Source organism: Chryseobacterium sp. OSA05B, from assembly GCF_019970065.1.
Lineage (GTDB): Bacteria > Bacteroidota > Bacteroidia > Flavobacteriales > Weeksellaceae > Chryseobacterium.
The window spans coordinates 885,906-905,766 of sequence record NZ_JAHXYH010000002.1 but is presented as its reverse complement, the minus strand read 5'-3'; the positions used below and the strand labels follow the sequence as shown (position 1 = coordinate 905,766).

The window sequence follows — 19,861 nt, the reverse complement described above, 5'->3', positions numbered from 1 at the left end:
ACTCTATCCTCAACGACCATAAAAACTCCACAAATGAAAGAAATATTACAATACCTGTTCAATCATCATACTTTGTCCAAATCTGAGGCAAAGGCAACCATGATTGAGATTGCTCAGAATAAATTTAATCCGGCAGAAGTGACGGCCTTTATCAGTGTTTTTCTGATGCGAAATATTACCTTAAAAGAATTGGAAGGTTTCAGGGAAGCCCTTCTGCAGATGGCCATTCCTGTGCATCTTGACCATGATGATACGATGGATATTGTGGGAACCGGAGGCGATGGCAAAAACACAATCAATATATCAACGCTGGCAAGCTTTGTTGTTGCAGGAACCGGACAGAAAGTTGCCAAACATGGTAATTACGGGGCGTCTGCTACCACAGGATCATCTAATGTCATGGAAGAACTTGGTTATCAGTTCAAAAGCAATTCAGACGAGCTGAATAAAGATCTGGATAAAGCCAATATCTGTTTTCTGCACGCTCCGTATTTTCATCCTGCCCTTCAGTCTGTAAGTGCTTTGAGAAAAGCGTTGGGACTGAGAACATTTTTCAATCTTCTCGGCCCGCTAGTGAATCCTGCAAAACCGAAATATTCCGTAATTGGGGTTTACAATCTTGAAATAGCAAGAATTTATCAATATCTGTTACAGAAAGAAGAACGTGAATTTATCCTTGTACATGGGTTGGATGGTTATGACGAAATAAGTCTTACTCAGGACAGTAAAATTATTACAAAAAATGGTGAAGAGATTTACTCAGCGGAAGATCTGGGATTTGAATCCGTAAGTCCGGAAAGTATTCTGGCTGGTGAAACCCCTCAGGAATCTGCGAAGATCTTCAGGAATATTCTGGAAGGAAACGGATCGGTACAGCAGAACTCTGTCGTTCTTGCCAATGCATCGACTGCTCTCTTCCATACTCAGAAATTCGTTAGCTATGAAAATTGCCTCTTAATGGCCAAAGAAAGTCTGGAAAGCGGAAAAGCATTGAGAAGCCTTGAATTATTGGTGAATGGTTAATATGTTGATCTTTAAAGTTGCGGGTTGCTTGTTATCAGTTGATAGTAAAATCTTTAAACTGTTTTCCGGCACATCTAACTTCTAACATCTAATTTCTAACTTCTAGTTTAAAAAAAATGACAATACTCGATACAATTATTGCAAGAAAAAAAGAAGAAATTGCAGTTTCAAAACCTAAAATTTCAATTGATCATCTGAAGAATTCTGCATTTTTTGGAAGAAAAACTTTTTCTCTGAAAGAATCTGTAAAAAACAAAAGCGGAATTATTGCTGAATTTAAAAGACAATCTCCGTCAAAAGGGATCATCAATAATCAGGTTCAGCCCCTGGAAGTAGCTTCGGCTTATGAAAGTTTTGGCGCATCCGGAATTTCAATTCTTACAGATAAAGACTTTTTTGGAGGAAGCTTTGATGATATCCTGAATGTCAGAAACCATATTAACATTCCGATTCTCAGAAAGGATTTTATGGTAGACGAATACCAGTTTTATGAAGCCAAAAGCATTGGCGCTGATGCGGTTTTACTGATCGCGGCGTGTCTGTCACCCAATCAGGTGCAGGAATTTACAGAACTGGCCCACGAATTGAATCTGGAAGTATTATTGGAGATTCATACGGAAGAAGAACTGAAACATTGTAATGCTAACATTGATCTCGTGGGGATTAATAACAGAAATTTAAAAGACTTTAAAGTTAATCTTCAACATTCTGTACAGTTAAAAGACCAGCTTCCGAAAGATGTTTTATCTGTCGCTGAAAGTGGAATTTATAATCTCGATGATTTTAAATATTTAAAAGAAAAAGGATTCGACGGTTTTCTGATGGGTGAATACTTTATGAGAAATGAAAATCCGGCGAAAGCGTTTGAGGAGTTTACTTTGGCGATTGGATGATTTGCTAATGCGATGATTTGGTGATATGTTGATTTTGTAATGCGATGATGTGATGATGTATAAATGGAATAAATTAACTGTGAAATAATAACTTTATGAATTTTATGAGCGTGAAAGCTGAAACTAACCCCCTTCTTCCTAAACTCAAAGTCTGTGGTTTAACAGTACCGGATCAGATTGAGGAATTGATTTCCATGAAAGTAGATTTTCTTGGCTTTATTTTCTATGAAAAATCGCCGAGATATGTTCTGAATCATTTGAAATTGGAAGATATTTCCAAGATTAATCATCATGGGAAAACAGGTGTTTTTGTGAATGCAGAAATTGACTTAATTGTTCAAATTGCAGAAAAAGCAGGGTTAAACCTGATTCAGCTGCACGGCGATGAAAGTGAGGGTTTTATCATTGAATTAAGACAAAAATTGCAGCGGGATATTAAAATCATAAAAGTAATCAGAATTGGGAATAATGATCAGGAGACCAGAAAAAAAATAGAAAACACGATGAGTTCTCACCGTTCAATTGTCGACTTTTTCCTTTTTGATACAGACGGAAAAGCATTCGGAGGAACCGGAAAACCGTTCGACTGGACTTTATTGAATGAATTAGATATTCCGCTCCCCTATCTTCTGAGCGGTGGAATTTCAGAGGAAAATGTCGAAGATATCAACCTGTTGAAACAAAAGCCATTGGCTGTTGATATCAACTCAAAATTTGAAATAGAACCTGGAAATAAAGACCTGGAAAAAATAAAAAAATTATATCATAAGAGTCCCAAAGGGACGATTTAACAAAAGATCGGATATAGTCCGATCAATAAAAAACACAAAATAAAATGCCCCAGTCCCTAGTAAAAAACTACATCCACATTGTTTTCAGTACAAAGTACCGGCAGGATTTCATTGATGAAGAAATAGAAAAAGAATTATTTTCCTATATCGCAGTATTGTGTAAGGATTTTGAAAGCCCGGCACTGATGATAGGTGGAAGTGATGATCATATTCATATTTTATGTCTTCTTTCTCGGAAAGTACCGTTGATGAAGCTGGTTCAGGAAATCAAGGCTCATTCTTCAAAATGGATGAAGACTAAAGGACCTCAGTATGAAAACTTCTTTTGGCAGGATGGATACGGAACATTTTCAGTTGGCAGAGATGAAATTGACAAGGTCATTTATTATATCAAAAATCAACGAATACATCATCAGAAACAAAAATTTAAGGATGAAGTGCTTGAAATGCTGGAAAAACATAACGTTGAATATGATGAAAAATATGTTTGGGATTAAATGGAATGATAGAAGTAAAGGACTTCATCCTTTACGATAGTTAAATCGTCCCTTCGGGACTCTCTAAAAAAATACACACAAAGATGATGAACATACACCAGTTAAAAAAAACATTTTATAAAACCTTATTTCCGCCAAAATTCGGGAATAAAAAAATACAGTCTCTGTATAATTTTGTTTCGCAAAATGACAGTGATACGGAATACTGGACCATAGATGGACAGCTGCAGGAATTTATAGGCATTATCAAAAGCTTTGATGAGGGTGATATCCAGTATTTCTTTGAAAGGATCAGTCTTTGGAACAGCTATTATCTGGTTATTATTTCTGATAAATTTTTAGACAGCCATGTCAGGGCGAATGTCAAATATGATCTCGGAAAGATTTATGCAAAGATTTTTTTGCTTTATGAAGATTCTGATCCTTATTTTTTAATTGACAATCTGGAAATTGCAGTAACGATGTATGAATCTAAAATAGATACGGGGACATTAATTGATCTCACCAGCAAAATTGAGTTTATGCATCATAAAAAACTGATCACAAGACAACAACGTAATTATAACATCCATTTTATCAATAGTTTAATCGATGAATTATCAAATTAAAAAACCAGACGAACTGACGGATCCCGAGACAGGATTTATTCTAAGTCTGTGGAAAGTGCCTGAGTGGAGCAAAATGACACCTTCCGACTTGAAAATGATGAACCCATATGGCGCAATTCTGAAGATGATGATATTTTAATTTTTAATACTTCCGAAGAAAAAAAAGAGCTGCTCAGAAAGCTCGGCACGGAAAATAATGCTTACTTAATAACTAAAGAACAATACAATGAATTATAAAAACCCTGATGAACACGGATATTATGGTGAATTCGGTGGCGCTTTCATCCCTGAAATGCTTTACCCGAATGTAGAGGAACTGCAAAAAAACTATCTTGAAATCATAGAATCCGAAGAGTTTCAGAATGAGTACCAGGATTTGCTGAAAAACTATGTGGGACGCGCTACACCCCTCTATTTCGCCAAGAATTTAAGCCGGAAATACAATACTCAGATTTATTTAAAAAGAGAAGACCTCAACCATACCGGAGCCCATAAAATAAACAATGCACTGGGACAGGTTCTTCTGGCAAAACGCCTGGGAAAAACAAGAATTATTGCTGAAACCGGTGCCGGACAACATGGTGTGGCTACCGCTACAGCCTGCGCTTTACTGGGTCTGGAATGCATCGTCTATATGGGAGAAATCGACATCCAGAGACAGGCTCCCAATGTAGCAAGAATGAAAATGCTCGGCGCGGAAGTTATTCCGGCAACTTCAGGCTCAAAAACGTTAAAAGATGCAGTAAATGAAGCCCTTAGAGACTGGATCAACAATCCGGTGACAACGCATTACGTCATTGGAAGTGTGGTGGGACCTCATCCTTTTCCCGATTTGGTAGCCAGATTTCAAAGTATTATTTCAAAGGAAATCAGGGAACAGTTGAAGGAGAAAATCGGAAGAGAAAATCCGGATTATGTCATCGCCTGTGTAGGCGGAGGTAGCAATGCAGCGGGAACTTTCTATCATTTTGTGGAAGAAAAAGACGTAAAAATCATTGCTGCGGAAGCAGGAGGATTGGGCGTGGATTCCGGAAAATCAGCTGCTACTACTTTCCTTGGAACATTAGGTGTTCTTCATGGAAGCAAAAGTCTTGTGATGCAGACCGGAGATGGTCAGGTCATTGAACCCCACTCGATCTCTGCCGGCCTTGACTATCCTGGAATCGGGCCTTTTCATGCTCATTTATTTAAGGAAAAACGTGCTGAATTTTTCAGTATCAATGATGAGGAAGCCTTACAGTCTGCTTTTGAACTGACGAAACTGGAAGGAATCATTCCGGCACTGGAAAGTTCTCATGCTCTGGCAGTTCTGGATAAGAAGAAATTTAATGAAAATGATATTGTCGTGATCTGCCTGAGCGGACGTGGGGATAAGGATATGGAAACCTATTTAAGAGAAATGAAAAGTTAGAGATTAGTCTTTTGACAACTTCAATTTATAATATTCCTTCTAACTTCTAATCTCTAATTTCTAACATCTATATTATAACAATGAAAAAACTAAACATATACTTCACAGCAGGAATTCCGCAACTGGAAGATACCGCTGATATTATACAACTGATCCAGCATTCCGGAGCGGATATGATGGAAATCGGGATGCCCTATTCGGATCCGGTGGCAGATGGGCCGGTGATCCAGCAGGCTCATGAACAGGCTCTAAAAAACGGAATGACGATTGAAAAACTGTTTTCTCAATTAAAAACCGTTAAAGATAAAATACAGATCCCCATTATTCTGATGGGCTATATCAATCCTGTTTTGAGTTTCGGATTTGAAGAGTTCTGTAAAGAATGTTCGGAAAGCGGAGTTTCAGGATTGATTATTCCGGATCTGCCTCCTATTGAATTTGAAAACAATTATCAGCAGATTTTAAAACAGTACCACCTTAATTTTACGTTTCTGGTAACACCTGAAACTTCTGACGAGAGAATTCTGTATCTAGATTCTTTAAGTTCCGGCTTTCTGTACGCAGTAAGTTCATCATCAACCACCGGAAATGACAATGCCGTCCTTAAAAATGAAAACTACCTGTCAAGACTGGCTTCCCTTCCGATTAAGAACCCTGTGATGATCGGTTTTGGGATCAAATCTAAAGAAGATTTTGAAAATGTGACGGAAAAAGCAGACGGTGGAATTATCGGAACAGCCTTTGTTCATACGCTCTTGAATCATAAAGACTGGAAGAATGCTGCCATAGATTTTATCCATTCTATAAAAGGTTAAAATTCACTAAATTTGTATGTCCGAAAAATGGAGGGAAATCACAACTCCCTATGACCATTAAGAAAACAGACAGCAACGTATGAATACAAATCAAAATAAATCAGTAGAATTTGAAGATCTTGGTATCAAAGAATATCAGCCCGCCTGGGATTATCAGGAAAGTCTGATGAAAAATATCATCGATACCAAAATTAAAAACCGCGATTTGCCGGCAGAAGAGCACATGACAACACCCAACCATTTCTTATTGGTGGAACATCCTCACGTTTACACTTTGGGAAAAAGCGGTCACGAAGAAAATATGCTTGCAGGAATCGAAAAACTGAAAGAAATTGATGCTACTTTCGTGAAAGTGAACCGTGGTGGAGACATTACTTATCATGGTTTCGGGCAGATTGTAGGCTACCCTATTCTGGATCTTGAAAACTTCTTTACGGATATTCATTTGTATATGAGAAATCTGGAAGAGGTGATCATCAGGGCCATTGCTGAATTTGGTCTCAAAGGAGAGCGTTCACCGGGAGAAACCGGAGTCTGGCTGGATGTGGGGAAACCTTATGCCAGAAAGATCTGCGCGATGGGTGTGAAAGCATCACGATGGGTAACGCTTCATGGTTTTGCTTTAAATGTCAATACCGATATGCGTTATTTTGAATACATTGTTCCTTGCGGAATCAAAGACAAACAGGTGACTTCCGTAAAAAGAGAACTTGAAAGAGATCTGACCACCGAGGAAGTAGAAGATCTGAAAGCTAAGATCAGAAAGCACTTTGCAGATGTTTTCGGCGCTGAGCTTATCCACAAATAGTATATTTTCGCAATAAAAAATAAAAACCGGCCGTAGTTCTACAGTCGGTTTTCTTATTTTCAGATGAATGATGATTCTAAAGTTTTAATTTCAAAATTTTCTGATCCCGTATTATTTTAAAACTTATTTTTGGTCTTCTAATACAATCGCACCCGCTCTAAATTTTAAGCCAAATGAAATCAGTTCTCCGAATCTTCTGCGCTGCAGCATTGCTTTTTTCAGCATCTTCATTGTATGGACAGGATAAAAAAGATTATGCCCGGCGGATCGACAGTTTAATACAGTCTCCAAACTCTCCAAGACCTTTCAACGGAGTTATCCTGATCACGCAAAACGGAAAAACCAAATACTCCAAAGTCTATGGATTTGAAGACAGCCGGACGAAAGTTCCCCTGAAAATGGATGATCAGTTTGAGATCATGTCCAATACCAAGCCAATCACTGCCGTATTATTACTTAAACAATATGAAAAAGGAAAAGTAGATCTGCAGGCTCCCATCAAAAAATATCTTCCTTCTCTGACCCAGTCCTGGGCAGATTCTGTAACGGTTCATCACCTGTTGAATCATACCCATGGAATTGTAGATGTAGAGAAACCTTTATTATTTAAACCCGGTACGGAATTTAAGTATGGTAATCTGTCGAATATTCTTTTAGGAAAGATCATTGAGAAGACTTCCGGCAGATCATATATTCAATTGGCGACGGATCTGTTCAAAGAGCTTCATCTGAAAAATACATTCTGCTATTCAAAAGATAACCGCAGAAATCTGGTTTTTGGCCATATGAATAAGGACAATCATTTCACGCCAGTAGAAAATTCGTTTATTAATGATGAAAACATGCCTGCAGATGGTGTCATCAGTACAGCAGAAGATATGACCTTGTGGAACTCACTTCTTCATCAGGGAAAAATCCTGAATTCCAAAAGCTATAAATTAATGACTACTTCTTCAATGCTGTCACAGCATGATGTATTTGGAAAAGAGAAATCAGGGTACGGTTATAATATGCGTATCGTGAAATACAAAAGCATATCCTATTTGGGACATACAGGTTTGGGTGATGGTTTTGCTTCTCTGATGGTGTATGTTCCCGGTTCAGATGTAAGTATCGTTGTCATGGAAAACCAGATGAGCGAAGACAGCCATCTGTATTATTATCAGGAAGCGCTGATCAGAGATATTGTTCTGGAAAGCAACCTCATCAGAAGAAAATAATTGCTTTTTTAAAATAAATAAGATCCCGTCATTTTTTGTGCGGGATTTTTTCGTTTTATGACTATCGGAGTTTTATTTACAAATTGATATTAAAAAACAATCTCAATCCCCTAAAACAAAGGTTTAATTCAAACATATGTTAAAATAATTAACATTTTATTGAAAAATAATTTGCCGATACACTATTTTTGTTTACTTTTAATATCACATTAAAGTGAACTATTTTTTTTACTATTATTGAAAAACGACACACACCAAAAACTTAAATATTACATTTTATTATTAACCACCAAACTATGAAAATTATGAAAAAACTTCTGTTATCAATGATGGTATTCGTGGCAGCTCTGTCATTCAATGCCTGTAACGACTCTAATGCGGAACAGCAAATAAGTCAGAACGAAACAAGTAACAAGGCTTTAACGGATCTTGGAAAAACAATTCCGGTAGGGATAGAAGATGAAAACGGTACCCTGAAAGTATCATTCATCGTTACGGCACAATTCTATACCATTACTCCTACAAAGGAGAATGAAGCGTACATCAGCCTGATCAGAGAAGCCGTAAAAAACGAATCTCCAATTCAGGTTTTTATCAAGCCAAATACGCATGAAATTGCGAAAGTAGAAAAAGGAAGCGAGGAAGATGTCCGCTTCTTCAAGTCTGCCTATACCAAAGAGGTTAAAAATGAAACTAACAAACTTACCAGCGTTCTTCCAAACGTAGCTACACTGAACAGCATGTTTGCCCTGATCAAAAATCAGGCGTGCGGTACTTCTACTGCATCATCCCCATGTATTACTTTCAGATATCCTGTAGACGGATGCTATGCAAGAGCTCACAAAATGAGACAAATCCTAATCAACAACGGATATGACTGTGAAAAGCAGTTTGTATACGGAAATCTAAAGGCATCTACCGGTACCTGCTGCGTTGCATGGAGTTATCACGTTGCAATTTTAGTAAGCTATAAAAATGCATCCGGCGTTACTGAAAAAAGAATCATAGATCCTTCCCTTTTCCCTAGCGGACCTGTAACAGATACGGCATGGAGAAATGCTTGTATCAACACGACATGTGGATCTGCATCTGTATCTTCTTATGCCAATACAGCAGGAAATGTGTATTACAGAAGCCCGAGCAATTCTTATCTGTATGACAATAACTTAGTAAACACTAATTGTGTCCTAACGATATTCTCATCACTTTCAGGATGTTCTCCATCTCCGGCTCCAAGTGTTGGAAGCTGTGGATTCTAATTAACTTATAGAGCTTCTGCCATTTTTTATAACTTAATGGCAGGAGCTGTTTACTAAATATTTTTTCTATGAAACCCTGGACTTATATACTATTACTACTATTTATGATCACATCCTGTTCCGGAAGCTCAAGTTCACAGAACCTGACCTGGTATAATAATTCTGTCATCACTGATGTCACTGAAGATCCGGAAAAACCGGAGGAATTCACCCGTGTATCCATTGGAATAAGTCCGCAGATCTTTTACCTGTCTAAAAAAGCGGAAGATTATAAAACCCTTCTGGAAAAAACAAGTCAGAGTAAAAAAAGAGGAAAAGCATATAATATAGGTATAGAAAATAACACCAATATTATCAAACAGGTGAATGAAATTCCCTAATATGGATTTCCTCTCCTTCCAATCGAAATACTGCACTTAAAGCAGGCCGATGAAAAAAACCAACCACATCCTTCAAAATCCCCCATCACAGAGAATGATGGGGATTTTTATTTTTTTAAATTAAAACAATGAAGTGGAATCACTCCTATTTTTGTTTTCTTCTAAAATGGCGATAAATTAAATCTATTAAAATTAAATTGTACACAATTTAATTGATCGTACATTTGCTGTAGAAATTCATCACCGGACTTTTCCGGAGATGATCATAGAAAGAAATATAATTTAAAATAATAGAAATGTCATTAATACAAGACTTACAATGGAGACACGCGGTAAAAGCTTATGATCCGTCAAAAAAAGTATCACAGGAAGATCTTAACACTATTTTAGAAGCAGCGAGATTGGCTCCTACTTCATCAGGACTTCAGCCTTTCCGTATCATTGTTGTGGAAAATCAGGAATTAAAAGAAAAAATGGTAGCAGGAGCTCTGAATCCTGAAGTGATGAAAGATTCTTCTCACGTTTTGGTATTTGCAGCTTGGGACAGCTACTCTAATGAGAAAATTGATAAAGTGTATGACTATCATACGGATGTAAGAGAACTGCCACAGGGCCGCTTCGGTAGCTATACGGATATGCTTAAGCAAATGTATGGCAATCAGACTTCTGCGGAGCATTTTGCGCATACAGCCCGCCAGACTTATATCGCTTTAGGCTTTGCTTTGGCTCAGGCTGCAGAGTTAAAAATCGACAGTACACCGGCAGAAGGTTTCAGCAATGAAGTGGTGGATGAAATTCTTGGATTAAAAGAATTAGGATTAAAAAGTGTCAGCCTTCTGTATCTTGGCTATAGAGATGAGGAAAAAGACTGGCTTTCAACGATGAAAAAAGTAAGAGTTCCTATGGAGGAATTTATCATAAAAAAGTAATATATTCACAAACCTTTCATGCTCAGCCTTATGGAAAATTCAAAATCGTTACAACTAGACAACCAGATCTGCTTTCCGCTTTATGTGATTGCGAAAGAGATTACGGGACTTTACCGGCCGTTTCTTGATGAGATCGACATTACGTATCCGCAGTATCTTGTTTTGATGGTGTTATGGGAAAACGACGGTCTTGCCGTGAGCCATATCGGTGACAAACTTTTTCTGGACAGCGGAACTTTGACGCCACTTTTAAAAAGACTGGAGAGCAAGGGAATCATCGATCGAAAAAGGAAAAAAGAGGATGAAAGGGTGGTTGAAGTCTTCTTAACCGAAGCAGGGAAAAAGCTGCAGCAAAAAGCATGTGAAATTCCCGGAAAAATACAGAATAAGATCGGGGTAGAAACGGAAGATCTTATTCATCTTAAGGAAACTATCCAAAAAATATTAAACAAAATAGAAAAATAGATGAAAACGTTATATACAACACAAGTAACAGCTCAAGGCGGAAGAAACGGTCATGTAAAAAGTGAAAACGGAGTTTTGGATCTTGAAGTAAGAATGCCTAAAGCTTTAGGTGGCGGTAATGATGATTTTGCCAATCCTGAAATGCTTTTCGCAGCCGGATATTCGGCTTGTTTTGACAGTGCGCTTAACAGAGTGATCAGTTTAGCTAAAACTAAAACAGGGGAAACAACGGTAACTGCTCAGATAAGCATCGGACAGATTGAAAACGGAGGTTTCGGTCTGGCAGCAGAACTGGATGTGAATATTCCCGGTGTTTCTATCGAAGAAGCACAGGCTTTGACGGAAAAAGCACACCAGATTTGCCCGTATTCTAATGCGACAAGAGGTAATATGGAGGTGAAAATTGTGGTTACGAATAACTAAGTTTCATTCCTTTCAATAAAAAATCTGTTTCTTTGGAGACAGATTTTTTTTTACTAATCGAAAAACAAAAAAACATTAACAGAAACAGTATACAAACAGAATGGACAGTAGTTTTTTAATCATTTTTATTTTAGGCATCCTGTACTTAATCATTAGATATTATACTCCAAAAATAAAGGGGTATATTGGTGAACGCAGGGTTTCTGAAATTCTTAAAAGATTAAACAATAAAGAATATATTGTCCTGAATAATATAGAATTAAAGATTAAAGGTTCCATTTCACAAATAGATCACATTATTGTTTCAGATTATGGAATATTTGTTATTGAAACCAAGAATTATAAAGGCTGGATTTTAGGCTATGAAAAAGACAGGTATTGGTTTCAGGTTATTTATAAGTACAGGCATAAGTTTTACAATCCTATTTTACAAAATCAGGGTCATATTTATGCTTTAAAACACGTCCTGAAAAACTATCCTTATTTGCGATATTATTCGGTAATTACATTTACAAAAAGGGCAACCCTCAAGACCAAAACATATACTGATGTTGTTTATACAAATAAGTTAATCAAAACCATAAAAAAATATGACTCAGCTTATATATATGAACGAACCAAGAACGAAATTGTCGCAACAATCCTCACTGCAAGGAAAAACAATCGTACTGACGATAAAAGAATAATAGCCAACTCTAATATCAACCGAAATATTTCATGCCCAGATTGTGGAGGAAACCTTATTAAAAGAAATGGTCAATATGGGTCTTTCTGGGGCTGTAGTAATTTCCCGAAATGTACATATACAAGGAACAAAAAGTAATTATTCTATTAAAACAGTATGGTAAAAATGCCAAGAAAGATTAAATTATTTAGGAACAAAATTACTATCTCGTTGTCGAATCACTCTTTTTAAAAGCATCCACTTTTTTATAAGAATCATTCTTCTCTTTTTCTTTTTTATCGGAAATCAGGATTCCGAAAAGGTGGTCTATTTCATGCTGGAAAATTACAGCCGTGAAACCTTCCACAATCTCTGAATATTTCTGTCCTTTCAAATCTACATATTCCAACTGAATCACTTTGCTTCTGTAAAACTGATCCCTGAATTCGGGAATGGATAAATCTCCTTCCGGGCCGAGATTCTGTAATTCTGATCTCCACACAATCACAGGATTGATGAAGTATTCCAAAGGATTTCCTTCTTTATCAAAACGCTGGACCCAGATCACTTTTCTGTTGATTCCGACCTGTGGTGCCGCAATGCCTACTCCACCGTCTGTTGAAAGAAGAGATTCTTTCATTCTTTTCACTAAAACAGCGGTATTGGGATCCACCGGGCTGATTTCTGAGGAAAGATTTAATAAGGTTTTATGCTGATCGGCATCTGTGGTCTGATAAATCGGCATGGCCGTATTGATATCTCCTTTATTGATGATCGAAATCTCACCAGATGTCAACTTTTGTGCGTTGATAAACCCGATAAAGAGGATGAGCAGAAAAGATATTTTTTTCATTTTTACTATTTGTGATACAAAGATAGATAATGTCCTTCAAACAGGTAACTGGAATGGAGGTTTAATACAAATGGGCAGCTAGTTTTGAAGGCTTCGACTCCGCTCAGCCTGACAGTTGATAACATTATGTATACCATTGCCGGGCATAAACTGAGGATTTGCAAAAGCAGTTCACGAAACCTTTTCACGTTATATCTTTCAATAAAAAACGAACCAAAATCCCTCTGTATCGAAATAAAAACATTTTCCGAAATAGCATGGATTTAACACTTAAAACACAATAAACAACAATAATGATTAAAGTATCATACGCATATATTTAAAATAAGTTCACAATTTTAATTAACTTTACATTTCTTGAAAATCATTTATCAACAACCTTAAAAATACAATCATGGCTGATTTAGAAATTCGCAAACATGCAAAACAGGCATTAAAAACCCTTGCAAAGGAAGATAGAAAGGGACCATGGCATAAAATAAAAGAGTTTTTTTTAGAAATATTTATTATTGTTTTTGCAGTCTCGCTTTCTATCTGGCTTCATGGGCTGAGTGAAAAGAGTCACCAGGCTGAAGAAGTAAGAGAATTTTTGACTGATCTGAAAAGTGATTTAGCCGCGGACAAAGAAAGAATCTTAAAAGTGAAAAAACAATTAACTATTAGTTCTAAAGGAAAACTTACTCCTAGTCCCGATGCAATATATATGGATACACTTAGACAACCTGTCAAAAATCAACATATTTATCTAAATTTTATCAGCAGAAAAGCTAATTCCGGTAATTATGAAGGCTTCAAATCAAGCGGGAATATCGGTTATATCCATAATAAAATTCTGAAAAGAAAAATTTTAAAATATTATGAACAGGATGTTCAGTCTCTTGAAGATGATGAAAGAATCTACAACAATCAGATGGAAAAAGTTATGGATCTGGTATTATCCGAAAATAAAGCCGTGAGAGCAAATGCTTATTTCCTAGACACTTATATGAAGAATGTTATAAAAAACTATGATGTAACTACTTCCAATATTGATAGCATATTAATAGAAATAAATAAAGATCTGAAATAATTTTTATAGCAGCGTAATTGAAAATATAAATATATCCACCAAAAAAATAAGTGTCTTTTTCTGCGGACAGTACCATCGTCAATCTGTCTGTCTGATACTAAAAGTGAAAATATTCAAAATTGGGAATTTTTTAAATTAACTGATCGTTATTTTTTAAAAAAGGCTCAGATTACAAAATCTAAGCCTCAATTTTTAATGTAAACAATTTTTGAAAGAATAATTCTAGTTTATAAAATTTCCTATTAAAAAGTTTTTGTCATATCTGCCGGAATAATCAGATTAAAATCTGTCGGGATATATTCTTTTGCAGGAACTTTCAGTTCAGGATCTTCGGATTCAAAAACAGAGATCACCGCCATTTTAAGATTCGGGTTTTTCTGCTTAATATACCAGTAAATTCCACCGAATTCCTTGCTATGGTAGTTTCCGTTGTAATGGATAAACGTTTTTCCAGCCTGCATATTTTTCAGGATAGATTCAGCCATGGTAGCATCTTTCGTAGCCTGTGCCGAGATAAAATTCATCACTTTGGTTCCTTCCGCATGATCACCCATCATTGCTTTCATTTCCTGATAACCCGGAGTATCCAGCGTTACTTTAATCGGAAGCTGAGCGATATAAGCCTTCTCTTTATCACTTAATTTATTCAATGATTCCAGTCCTTCTTTTGCGGTCTGAGACGCATATCTCCTTGGAATATTGGTAGCGATGAAGTTCAGCTTTTTGGTTTTAGCAAAATCTACCAGTGGCTTGTAATCTGTCGCGTAATTGTTCCATAAACGGGCGGAATCTTTTAATGTTTTGGCATCAAATTTTCCTTCCAGATATTGATTCAATTGAGCCTGGTTATCTCTTTCGAACATTTCTGCACCCAGAATGATCTGTCCGTTTTTCTTTTGGAATAAACCTTCCGTCACTTTCAGCTGAAGCCAGTGGTTGATAGAACTGTTGTGATTTTCGCCAAAGAAAATCACATCATATTCAGCCAGTTCTTTAACCAGTTTTTCGGTCTTTACTTCTTTCCCTTTCTTGTCATAAAACTGATAGGTTTTGATATCCTGCCCGCTTAATGAGCAAAAACCTGCCAGCAAAACGGCTATGAAAATATTCTTCATTTTTATTTTATTTAAATACAAATTATACAAATTTTTACGGTGATTTTAAACTACAAAAGATTTTCACAGAATTCAAGTGTACTTCGTATGTGCAATGTATTAACTTTAAAAATAACTAAAGTGATTAATTTGCTTTTGTGACTTTTGTGGTTCGAAAAAATTTGCAGTTTATTTATTCTTCAGCCAATCCAGCGATCTGCGTCAAAACAAAAGGCCGTCTTGAATTAAAAAACAAAACGGCCCATTCAAAATCATCTAATTATTATTTCTCTAATTCTGCTACAAGATCTTTCCACTCCTGTAATTCAGGGATTCCCGGTTTTCTCTTTCCGAAGAACTGAACGATGAAGTCTCCTTCTTTGTTGAATACTTCAATAGCCGTTACTTCTCCGTCTTCAGTAGGTTTCTTCACGATCCATGCTTCTGCAATTTTCGTCACATCAAGGTGTAAGTTGAAATCCGGATCCATGACGTTGAACCACTGCTGGTGCCAAAGTGTTTTCTTTACGTTTCCGGTGTGGATCTGGATAATTCCTCTGTTTCCAACGAATACCATAATTGGAATATTCTTTTCTGAAGCATCTTCAAGAACATTCACCACTTTAGCATTATCGATTTTTTTAGCAAATCCTTCCGGAGCCAGTCTCAATGCCTGAGTTCTGCTCACCCCGAATTTTCTGGTCATCATAAAGAAATCGTGGGTATCTTTTAATTCTGTCCATGCTTTTTTAAATCCTTCAGCATCAATTTCAGCATCTGCTTTTTCAGGAGCTTTTGGAGCTACAGCCTCCACAGCGAACGCCTGGTTCTGATCTTCTGCCTTGAACTGTTCTACAATAGCATCGAAAGCTGCTTCTTCACTGTTTTTTGTCAGGTAGATCTTATGAAGAGCAAGACCATCTTTTCCGAAAAACTGAAGGCTTTTTTTGTCACCTTCCACTACTGCGAATGCAGATTTCCAGTGGTTAAGGAATATTCTAAGGTCAATATCTTCTCCTACGAAAAGCTGTGCATGAGGACTGCTGAAATCACCGTTCTGGTAGATTCCTTTTCTTTCGTGCACACATTCGTCGTTGCGGGTAAGTGCCATTACTTTTCCAAGCTTCTCTGCTTCGGTAAGGATCGCAGGGAATTCAGAGTTAAGTACCGTAACGCCTTCTCCGATGCTGGTTACCAATAATTCAGCTTCGCTTACGCCTAACTGTGCCGCAGCATTTCTTATTCTTATATGTGGATTTTCTGCTTTCAGAGCTTCCCATTTTTCCTTTAGATCATTAACTAACGTGCTCATTATCTTATTTTTTTATGGTTAAAACTGTATAAATTCTGTGGATGGTCTCGTTTCCGGATTTGCTTTGGATCTCTTCCTCTTTTTCCGAAATTTTCATTCTCTTGAAGTGGCTTTTGGAAACCACCTCCTCCATTTCACTGTTGCTGTACATGGCAAAATCAAATTCCGTAAACGGCAATGTTTCCATGAATTTTCTCTGTCCGAAAGTAAGGACGAACGTTCCGTCATTCTTTAAAACTCTGTAGATCTCATTCAGAAACTCAACCGGGTTTTCCCAGAAATAAACGGTATTGACGGTAAATATTTTATCAAAAGTTTTATCTTCAAAAGGAAGCTTTTTCCCTTCGTACAATACAAAATCGGCCTGGCTTTCAAAGTCTTCGTTCAGCTTTTTAGCTTCATTGTACATGGTTTCAGAAATATCTACTCCTGTGTATTTCAGATTTTGCGCTCTGTTTAAAATATTTTTCAGATGTCCGGCATTTCCGTGTCCTATTTCAAGGATGTGTTCATCGTCTTCTATTAAAAGCGTTTTGATGCTTTCTAATGTCATGCTGATGTTCGTAGCATTCATCATCTCGCCGATTTCTATTCCTTTTTCTCCCTGTGGATTGGCAAGGTTCTGAGCGAGGATTTTTAATTCATCTTTTTCCATGGTTATCCAAAAATGATCATTGGGTTATTGGTAATAGGGTGTTCGCAGATGGTGCACGGGAAATTATAGGCATGACTGATATTTTCAGCCGTGAATACTTCCTGTGGCGTCCCGTATGCAGACACCTTTCCTGATTTCATTAATAAAATTTTGTCGGCAAACTGGGCTGCAAGATTCAGATCATGCAGAACAACAATAGCGCTGTTGGCTTTTTTGGTAAATTTTTTAATAATCTCCAAAGCCTTATACTGATGTTTGATGTCTAAATTATTCAGCGGCTCATCCAGAAAGACCAGCTTGTGGGCAATTTCATTTTCGAGCTGTGCCATTACTCTGGAAAGATGTACACGCTGTTTTTCGCCTCCGGACAAGGTGTTGTATTCTCTGTCTTTAAGGTGAAAGATGTCAGTTTCGTACATCATTTTATTCATGGCTTCAAGATCTTCTTTTCCGGGTTGGGCATCAAAATAGGGATACCTTCCCATCATGATCACATCTTTTACTTCAAGCGGAATATCATTGCTGTTGTGCTGGGAAAATTTAGCCTTATGCCGAGACAGTTCTTTCACATCCCATTGGGTAATCTCTTTATCTTTAAACAGTATTTTCTGCCTGGATTTGATCTCATTAGCCAAAACACTCAGCAAACTTGATTTTCCTGCTCCGTTCGGACCTACAATGGCAAGAAATTCACCGTATTCAAGAGCCACATCTATCCCATCCAGAATATGGAAATCTTTGTGTTTGTAACTGATCTGATGTGCCTTTATCATTACAGAGATTTTTTGAATTTAACTAAAATAGCAATAAAAATAGGACCTCCCATGAGTGCTGTAAGAATCCCTATCGGAAGTTCCGAAGGTTCTACAATACTTCTGCTGAACGTATCTGCCGTCAACAGCAATATACTTCCGCATATGGCTGATAAAGGCAGGATAAATGTGTAATTCGATTTAAACAAAAGTCTCAGGATGTAAGGGACAATAAGTCCTACAAATCCTATCGTTCCTGAAAATGCAACACATGTTCCCACCATTAAGGCTACAATAATAATGATCTGCTTTTTAAGCTTTTCTACATTGATTCCTAAATGCTGTGCATCTTTTTCTCCCAGCATCATGGCATTTAAAGCCTTTCCTTTGGGAAGGAGAATAATGTAAGAAATAACCAGAACTACTGCTAAAATAATATTTTTAGTCCAGGTCGCTGCCGCCAGACTTCCCAGGTTCCAGAACGTAAGGTCTCTGAGCTGCTCGTCTTTTGAGATATAGATCAAAAATCCGGTGATTGAAAACCCGATTGCGGTAATGGCTACTCCGGAAAGAAGCATCATCACTACATTGGTTTTTCCGCCAGCCGTAGAAATCCTGTATACGAGCATCATGGATAAAAAAGAACCGATAAATGCTGCAATTCCTACTATTGAAAATTGTACGGCTTCAGGAAGATACTGTTTGAAATGTCCTCCTAAAACGATGGCAATGGCCGCCAGCAGTGTCGCTCCGGATGTAAGCCCTATGAGATCTCCAGTCGCCAGAGGATTTTTGAAAAGTCCCTGCAGACCGGTTCCGGAAACCGCCAGCATGCTTCCTATTAAAATCGCCATAATGATCCTTGCTGCGCGCACATCCCAGATCACATATTTGTTGCTTAAAGATAAGCCCGGGTCTCCTTTTATATATTGCCATAAAACTTTGAAGGGTGACGTTCCTCCAAAGTCGTAGACTCCTGTATTAAGTGCCAGTACTGCTATGATAGCAAGCAGTACGGCACCTATAGTTAGATAAAAGTATAGTTTACTTTGTGTTCTCAATTAAAAGTTTGTTTAATCCTAATGCTGCTTCTCCTAGTCTAGGTCCGAAACCTGAAACTAACCCTCCATCCATTGCGATGATCTTCTTGTTTTTACCTGCGTTGGTTTGTGCTACGCCCGGCATTTTAAGTGCTCCTTCGTTTCCACCTGCCCCTTCAAGGCCTGTTGAGAAGAAGAATAAAACGTCTGGATTAGCTTTTACTACTGCTTCCGGCGTCAAAGGTTTGAAATCTTCAAAATCGGTTACAGCATTCTGTCCACCGGCAAGGCTGATCAGTGCATCCATTGGTGTTTTAGTTCCTGAAACCATCAGCATATTTCCTCTTGCGTAGATGAATAATACTTTAGGTTTTTTAGCGATAGGCTGGATTTGCTTTAAATCAGCATCAATTTTATCGTTTAGTTTCTGATAATCTGTATTTCCAACAGCTTTTGCTACGTCAGCAATCAATTTTTTAGTTCCGTCTACAGTGTAATCCTGCTTGAAAACCTCAACTTTGATTCCTGAAGATTTGATCTTCGTCATCAATTCAGGATTGATGTCTTTTTCTGAAGCTAAAATTAAAGTTGGATTCACCGCCATGATCGGCTCGATCGTCATTGATCTTACGTGACCCAGGCCTTTAGCCGTAGCTTTTAATGTTTCAGGATAAGTACTGGTAACGTCTGTTCCAACGATTTCTTTTTCGTGGCCCAATGCACTTACAATTTCTGTAACTCCACCGCTTAAAGTAACGATTTTGTTGTTGCTTTTCGGAGCTTCAGCAGAGGTTTCTGTTGTATTTTCTTTTTTAGCACCTTCTTCTTTTTTGCATGAATAGACTGCCATCAAAATGGAAGCTGCAAGGATTATTTTTTTCATGATATACGATTTATTTG

24 protein-coding genes are annotated in these 19,861 nt (G+C 37.3%); 17 read left to right on the top strand and 7 right to left on the bottom strand.

What is annotated here, in order from left to right:
* Window positions 1-33 precede the first annotated feature (33 nt).
* The 16 genes from trpD to LC419_RS11395 all read left to right on the top strand — a co-directional run bounded on the left by trpD (window position 34) and on the right by LC419_RS11395 (window position 12,345).
* Window positions 34-1,023, top strand: coding sequence for an anthranilate phosphoribosyltransferase (gene trpD / locus LC419_RS11470; RefSeq protein WP_223607461.1), 990 nt, complete (start codon window positions 34-36; stop codon window positions 1,021-1,023).
* Window positions 1,024-1,139: 116 nt separating this feature from the next.
* Window positions 1,140-1,916 carry an indole-3-glycerol phosphate synthase TrpC gene (gene trpC / locus LC419_RS11465; RefSeq protein ID WP_223607460.1) on the top strand — a complete coding sequence of 259 codons (777 nt, stop codon included), beginning with the start codon at window positions 1,140-1,142 and terminating at the stop codon, window positions 1,914-1,916.
* A 95-nt stretch (window positions 1,917-2,011) separates the two neighbouring features.
* The gene (locus tag LC419_RS11460; protein WP_223607459.1) at window positions 2,012-2,707 is read left to right on the top strand and encodes a phosphoribosylanthranilate isomerase; all 696 of its coding nucleotides are present in this window, start codon (window positions 2,012-2,014) and stop codon (window positions 2,705-2,707) included.
* Window positions 2,708-2,751: 44 nt separating this feature from the next.
* Window positions 2,752-3,204, top strand: a complete 453-nt coding sequence (gene tnpA, locus LC419_RS11455; RefSeq protein ID WP_223607458.1) for an IS200/IS605 family transposase — start codon at window positions 2,752-2,754, stop codon at window positions 3,202-3,204.
* 83 nt (window positions 3,205-3,287) lie between these two features.
* Window positions 3,288-3,812 (top strand): hypothetical protein, encoded by a 525-nt coding sequence (locus tag LC419_RS11450; protein WP_223607457.1) that lies wholly within the window; start codon window positions 3,288-3,290, stop codon window positions 3,810-3,812.
* Window positions 3,796-3,951 carry a hypothetical protein gene (locus tag LC419_RS11445; RefSeq protein ID WP_223607456.1) on the top strand — a complete coding sequence of 52 codons (156 nt, stop codon included), beginning with the start codon at window positions 3,796-3,798 and terminating at the stop codon, window positions 3,949-3,951. The genes LC419_RS11450 and LC419_RS11445 overlap by 17 nt, the downstream gene beginning before the upstream one ends.
* An 87-nt stretch (window positions 3,952-4,038) precedes the next feature.
* Window positions 4,039-5,223: a tryptophan synthase subunit beta gene (gene trpB, locus LC419_RS11440; RefSeq protein ID WP_223607455.1), complete on the top strand. Its 1,185-nt coding sequence runs from the start codon at window positions 4,039-4,041 to the stop codon at window positions 5,221-5,223.
* Window positions 5,224-5,303: 80 nt separating this feature from the next.
* Window positions 5,304-6,038, top strand: coding sequence for a tryptophan synthase subunit alpha (trpA, locus tag LC419_RS11435; RefSeq protein ID WP_223607454.1), 735 nt, complete (start codon window positions 5,304-5,306; stop codon window positions 6,036-6,038).
* A 79-nt stretch (window positions 6,039-6,117) separates the two neighbouring features.
* Complete coding sequence (lipB, locus tag LC419_RS11430; RefSeq protein WP_223607453.1) at window positions 6,118-6,846, top strand: lipoyl(octanoyl) transferase LipB; 729 nt, start codon at window positions 6,118-6,120, stop codon at window positions 6,844-6,846.
* Window positions 6,847-7,019: 173 nt separating this feature from the next.
* The gene (locus LC419_RS11425; RefSeq protein WP_223607452.1) at window positions 7,020-8,066 is read left to right on the top strand and encodes a serine hydrolase; all 1,047 of its coding nucleotides are present in this window, start codon (window positions 7,020-7,022) and stop codon (window positions 8,064-8,066) included.
* Between the two features lie 305 nt (window positions 8,067-8,371).
* A complete protein-coding gene (locus LC419_RS11420) occupies window positions 8,372-9,325 on the top strand; it encodes a protein-glutamine glutaminase (protein ID WP_223607451.1) in 954 nt (317 codons plus the stop codon).
* A gap of 68 nt (window positions 9,326-9,393) precedes the next feature.
* Window positions 9,394-9,705 (top strand): hypothetical protein, encoded by a 312-nt coding sequence (locus tag LC419_RS11415; protein WP_139222019.1) that lies wholly within the window; start codon window positions 9,394-9,396, stop codon window positions 9,703-9,705.
* 296 nt (window positions 9,706-10,001) lie between these two features.
* Window positions 10,002-10,634 carry an NAD(P)H-dependent oxidoreductase gene (locus tag LC419_RS11410; RefSeq protein WP_223607450.1) on the top strand — a complete coding sequence of 211 codons (633 nt, stop codon included), beginning with the start codon at window positions 10,002-10,004 and terminating at the stop codon, window positions 10,632-10,634.
* 30 nt (window positions 10,635-10,664) lie between these two features.
* On the top strand, window positions 10,665-11,099 hold the full coding sequence (locus tag LC419_RS11405; protein WP_047449087.1) for a MarR family winged helix-turn-helix transcriptional regulator: 435 nt from the start codon (window positions 10,665-10,667) through the stop codon (window positions 11,097-11,099).
* Window positions 11,100-11,522, top strand: a complete 423-nt coding sequence (locus LC419_RS11400) for an organic hydroperoxide resistance protein (protein ID WP_223607449.1) — start codon at window positions 11,100-11,102, stop codon at window positions 11,520-11,522. It begins immediately after the preceding gene.
* A 100-nt stretch (window positions 11,523-11,622) separates the two neighbouring features.
* Window positions 11,623-12,345 (top strand): NERD domain-containing protein, encoded by a 723-nt coding sequence (locus LC419_RS11395; RefSeq protein WP_223607448.1) that lies wholly within the window; start codon window positions 11,623-11,625, stop codon window positions 12,343-12,345.
* Between the two features lie 64 nt (window positions 12,346-12,409).
* Here the strand turns inward: LC419_RS11395 and LC419_RS11390 are convergent, their stop codons facing one another.
* Window positions 12,410-13,039: a peptide deformylase gene (locus LC419_RS11390; protein WP_223607447.1), complete on the bottom strand. Its 630-nt coding sequence runs from the start codon at window positions 13,037-13,039 to the stop codon at window positions 12,410-12,412.
* Window positions 13,040-13,433: 394 nt separating this feature from the next.
* Between LC419_RS11390 and LC419_RS11385 the strand changes: the two genes are divergently transcribed.
* Entirely contained in the window at window positions 13,434-14,108 is a 675-nt protein-coding gene (locus LC419_RS11385; RefSeq protein WP_223607446.1) for a hypothetical protein, read from the top strand.
* A 242-nt stretch (window positions 14,109-14,350) separates the two neighbouring features.
* On the opposite strand, the gene LC419_RS11380 is transcribed toward LC419_RS11385, so the two are convergent.
* From LC419_RS11380 to LC419_RS11355, 6 genes are all read right to left on the bottom strand, one after another.
* Entirely contained in the window at window positions 14,351-15,223 is an 873-nt protein-coding gene (locus tag LC419_RS11380) for a ChaN family lipoprotein (RefSeq protein WP_223607445.1), read from the bottom strand.
* Window positions 15,224-15,485: 262 nt separating this feature from the next.
* Complete coding sequence (locus LC419_RS11375; RefSeq protein ID WP_223607444.1) at window positions 15,486-16,514, bottom strand: hemin-degrading factor; 1,029 nt, start codon at window positions 16,512-16,514, stop codon at window positions 15,486-15,488.
* Between the two features lie 4 nt (window positions 16,515-16,518).
* Window positions 16,519-17,169, bottom strand: coding sequence for a class I SAM-dependent methyltransferase (locus tag LC419_RS11370; protein WP_223607443.1), 651 nt, complete (start codon window positions 17,167-17,169; stop codon window positions 16,519-16,521).
* Window positions 17,170-17,171: 2 nt separating this feature from the next.
* Window positions 17,172-17,942 carry a heme ABC transporter ATP-binding protein gene (locus LC419_RS11365; RefSeq protein ID WP_223607442.1) on the bottom strand — a complete coding sequence of 257 codons (771 nt, stop codon included), beginning with the start codon at window positions 17,940-17,942 and terminating at the stop codon, window positions 17,172-17,174.
* Window positions 17,942-18,982 (bottom strand): iron ABC transporter permease, encoded by a 1,041-nt coding sequence (locus tag LC419_RS11360; RefSeq protein ID WP_223607441.1) that lies wholly within the window; start codon window positions 18,980-18,982, stop codon window positions 17,942-17,944. The genes LC419_RS11365 and LC419_RS11360 overlap by 1 nt, the downstream gene beginning before the upstream one ends.
* Complete coding sequence (locus LC419_RS11355) at window positions 18,966-19,844, bottom strand: hemin ABC transporter substrate-binding protein (protein ID WP_223607440.1); 879 nt, start codon at window positions 19,842-19,844, stop codon at window positions 18,966-18,968. The genes LC419_RS11360 and LC419_RS11355 overlap by 17 nt, the downstream gene beginning before the upstream one ends.
* Window positions 19,845-19,861: the final 17 nt, after the last annotated feature.

Excerpts from the sequence above, each read along its gene's own strand:
- trpD (WP_223607461.1), top strand. The coding sequence starts at position 34 with ATGAAAGAAATATTACAATACCTGTTCAATCATCATACTTTGTCCAAA.
- trpC (WP_223607460.1), top strand. The coding sequence starts at position 1,140 with ATGACAATACTCGATACAATTATTGCAAGAAAAAAAGAAGAAATTGCA.
- LC419_RS11460 (WP_223607459.1), top strand. The coding sequence starts at position 2,012 with ATGAATTTTATGAGCGTGAAAGCTGAAACTAACCCCCTTCTTCCTAAA.
- tnpA (WP_223607458.1), top strand. The coding sequence starts at position 2,752 with ATGCCCCAGTCCCTAGTAAAAAACTACATCCACATTGTTTTCAGTACA.
- LC419_RS11450 (WP_223607457.1), top strand. The coding sequence starts at position 3,288 with ATGATGAACATACACCAGTTAAAAAAAACATTTTATAAAACCTTATTT.
- LC419_RS11445 (WP_223607456.1), top strand. The coding sequence starts at position 3,796 with ATGAATTATCAAATTAAAAAACCAGACGAACTGACGGATCCCGAGACA.
- trpB (WP_223607455.1), top strand. The coding sequence starts at position 4,039 with ATGAATTATAAAAACCCTGATGAACACGGATATTATGGTGAATTCGGT.
- trpA (WP_223607454.1), top strand. The coding sequence starts at position 5,304 with ATGAAAAAACTAAACATATACTTCACAGCAGGAATTCCGCAACTGGAA.
- lipB (WP_223607453.1), top strand. The coding sequence starts at position 6,118 with ATGAATACAAATCAAAATAAATCAGTAGAATTTGAAGATCTTGGTATC.
- LC419_RS11425 (WP_223607452.1), top strand. The coding sequence starts at position 7,020 with ATGAAATCAGTTCTCCGAATCTTCTGCGCTGCAGCATTGCTTTTTTCA.
- LC419_RS11420 (WP_223607451.1), top strand. The coding sequence starts at position 8,372 with ATGAAAAAACTTCTGTTATCAATGATGGTATTCGTGGCAGCTCTGTCA.
- LC419_RS11415 (WP_139222019.1), top strand. The coding sequence starts at position 9,394 with ATGAAACCCTGGACTTATATACTATTACTACTATTTATGATCACATCC.
- LC419_RS11410 (WP_223607450.1), top strand. The coding sequence starts at position 10,002 with ATGTCATTAATACAAGACTTACAATGGAGACACGCGGTAAAAGCTTAT.
- LC419_RS11405 (WP_047449087.1), top strand. The coding sequence starts at position 10,665 with ATGGAAAATTCAAAATCGTTACAACTAGACAACCAGATCTGCTTTCCG.
- LC419_RS11400 (WP_223607449.1), top strand. The coding sequence starts at position 11,100 with ATGAAAACGTTATATACAACACAAGTAACAGCTCAAGGCGGAAGAAAC.
- LC419_RS11395 (WP_223607448.1), top strand. The coding sequence starts at position 11,623 with ATGGACAGTAGTTTTTTAATCATTTTTATTTTAGGCATCCTGTACTTA.
- LC419_RS11390 (WP_223607447.1), bottom strand. The coding sequence starts at position 13,039 with ATGAAAAAAATATCTTTTCTGCTCATCCTCTTTATCGGGTTTATCAAC.
- LC419_RS11385 (WP_223607446.1), top strand. The coding sequence starts at position 13,434 with ATGGCTGATTTAGAAATTCGCAAACATGCAAAACAGGCATTAAAAACC.
- LC419_RS11380 (WP_223607445.1), bottom strand. The coding sequence starts at position 15,223 with ATGAAGAATATTTTCATAGCCGTTTTGCTGGCAGGTTTTTGCTCATTA.
- LC419_RS11375 (WP_223607444.1), bottom strand. The coding sequence starts at position 16,514 with ATGAGCACGTTAGTTAATGATCTAAAGGAAAAATGGGAAGCTCTGAAA.
- LC419_RS11370 (WP_223607443.1), bottom strand. The coding sequence starts at position 17,169 with ATGGAAAAAGATGAATTAAAAATCCTCGCTCAGAACCTTGCCAATCCA.
- LC419_RS11365 (WP_223607442.1), bottom strand. The coding sequence starts at position 17,942 with ATGATAAAGGCACATCAGATCAGTTACAAACACAAAGATTTCCATATT.
- LC419_RS11355 (WP_223607440.1), bottom strand. The coding sequence starts at position 19,844 with ATGAAAAAAATAATCCTTGCAGCTTCCATTTTGATGGCAGTCTATTCA.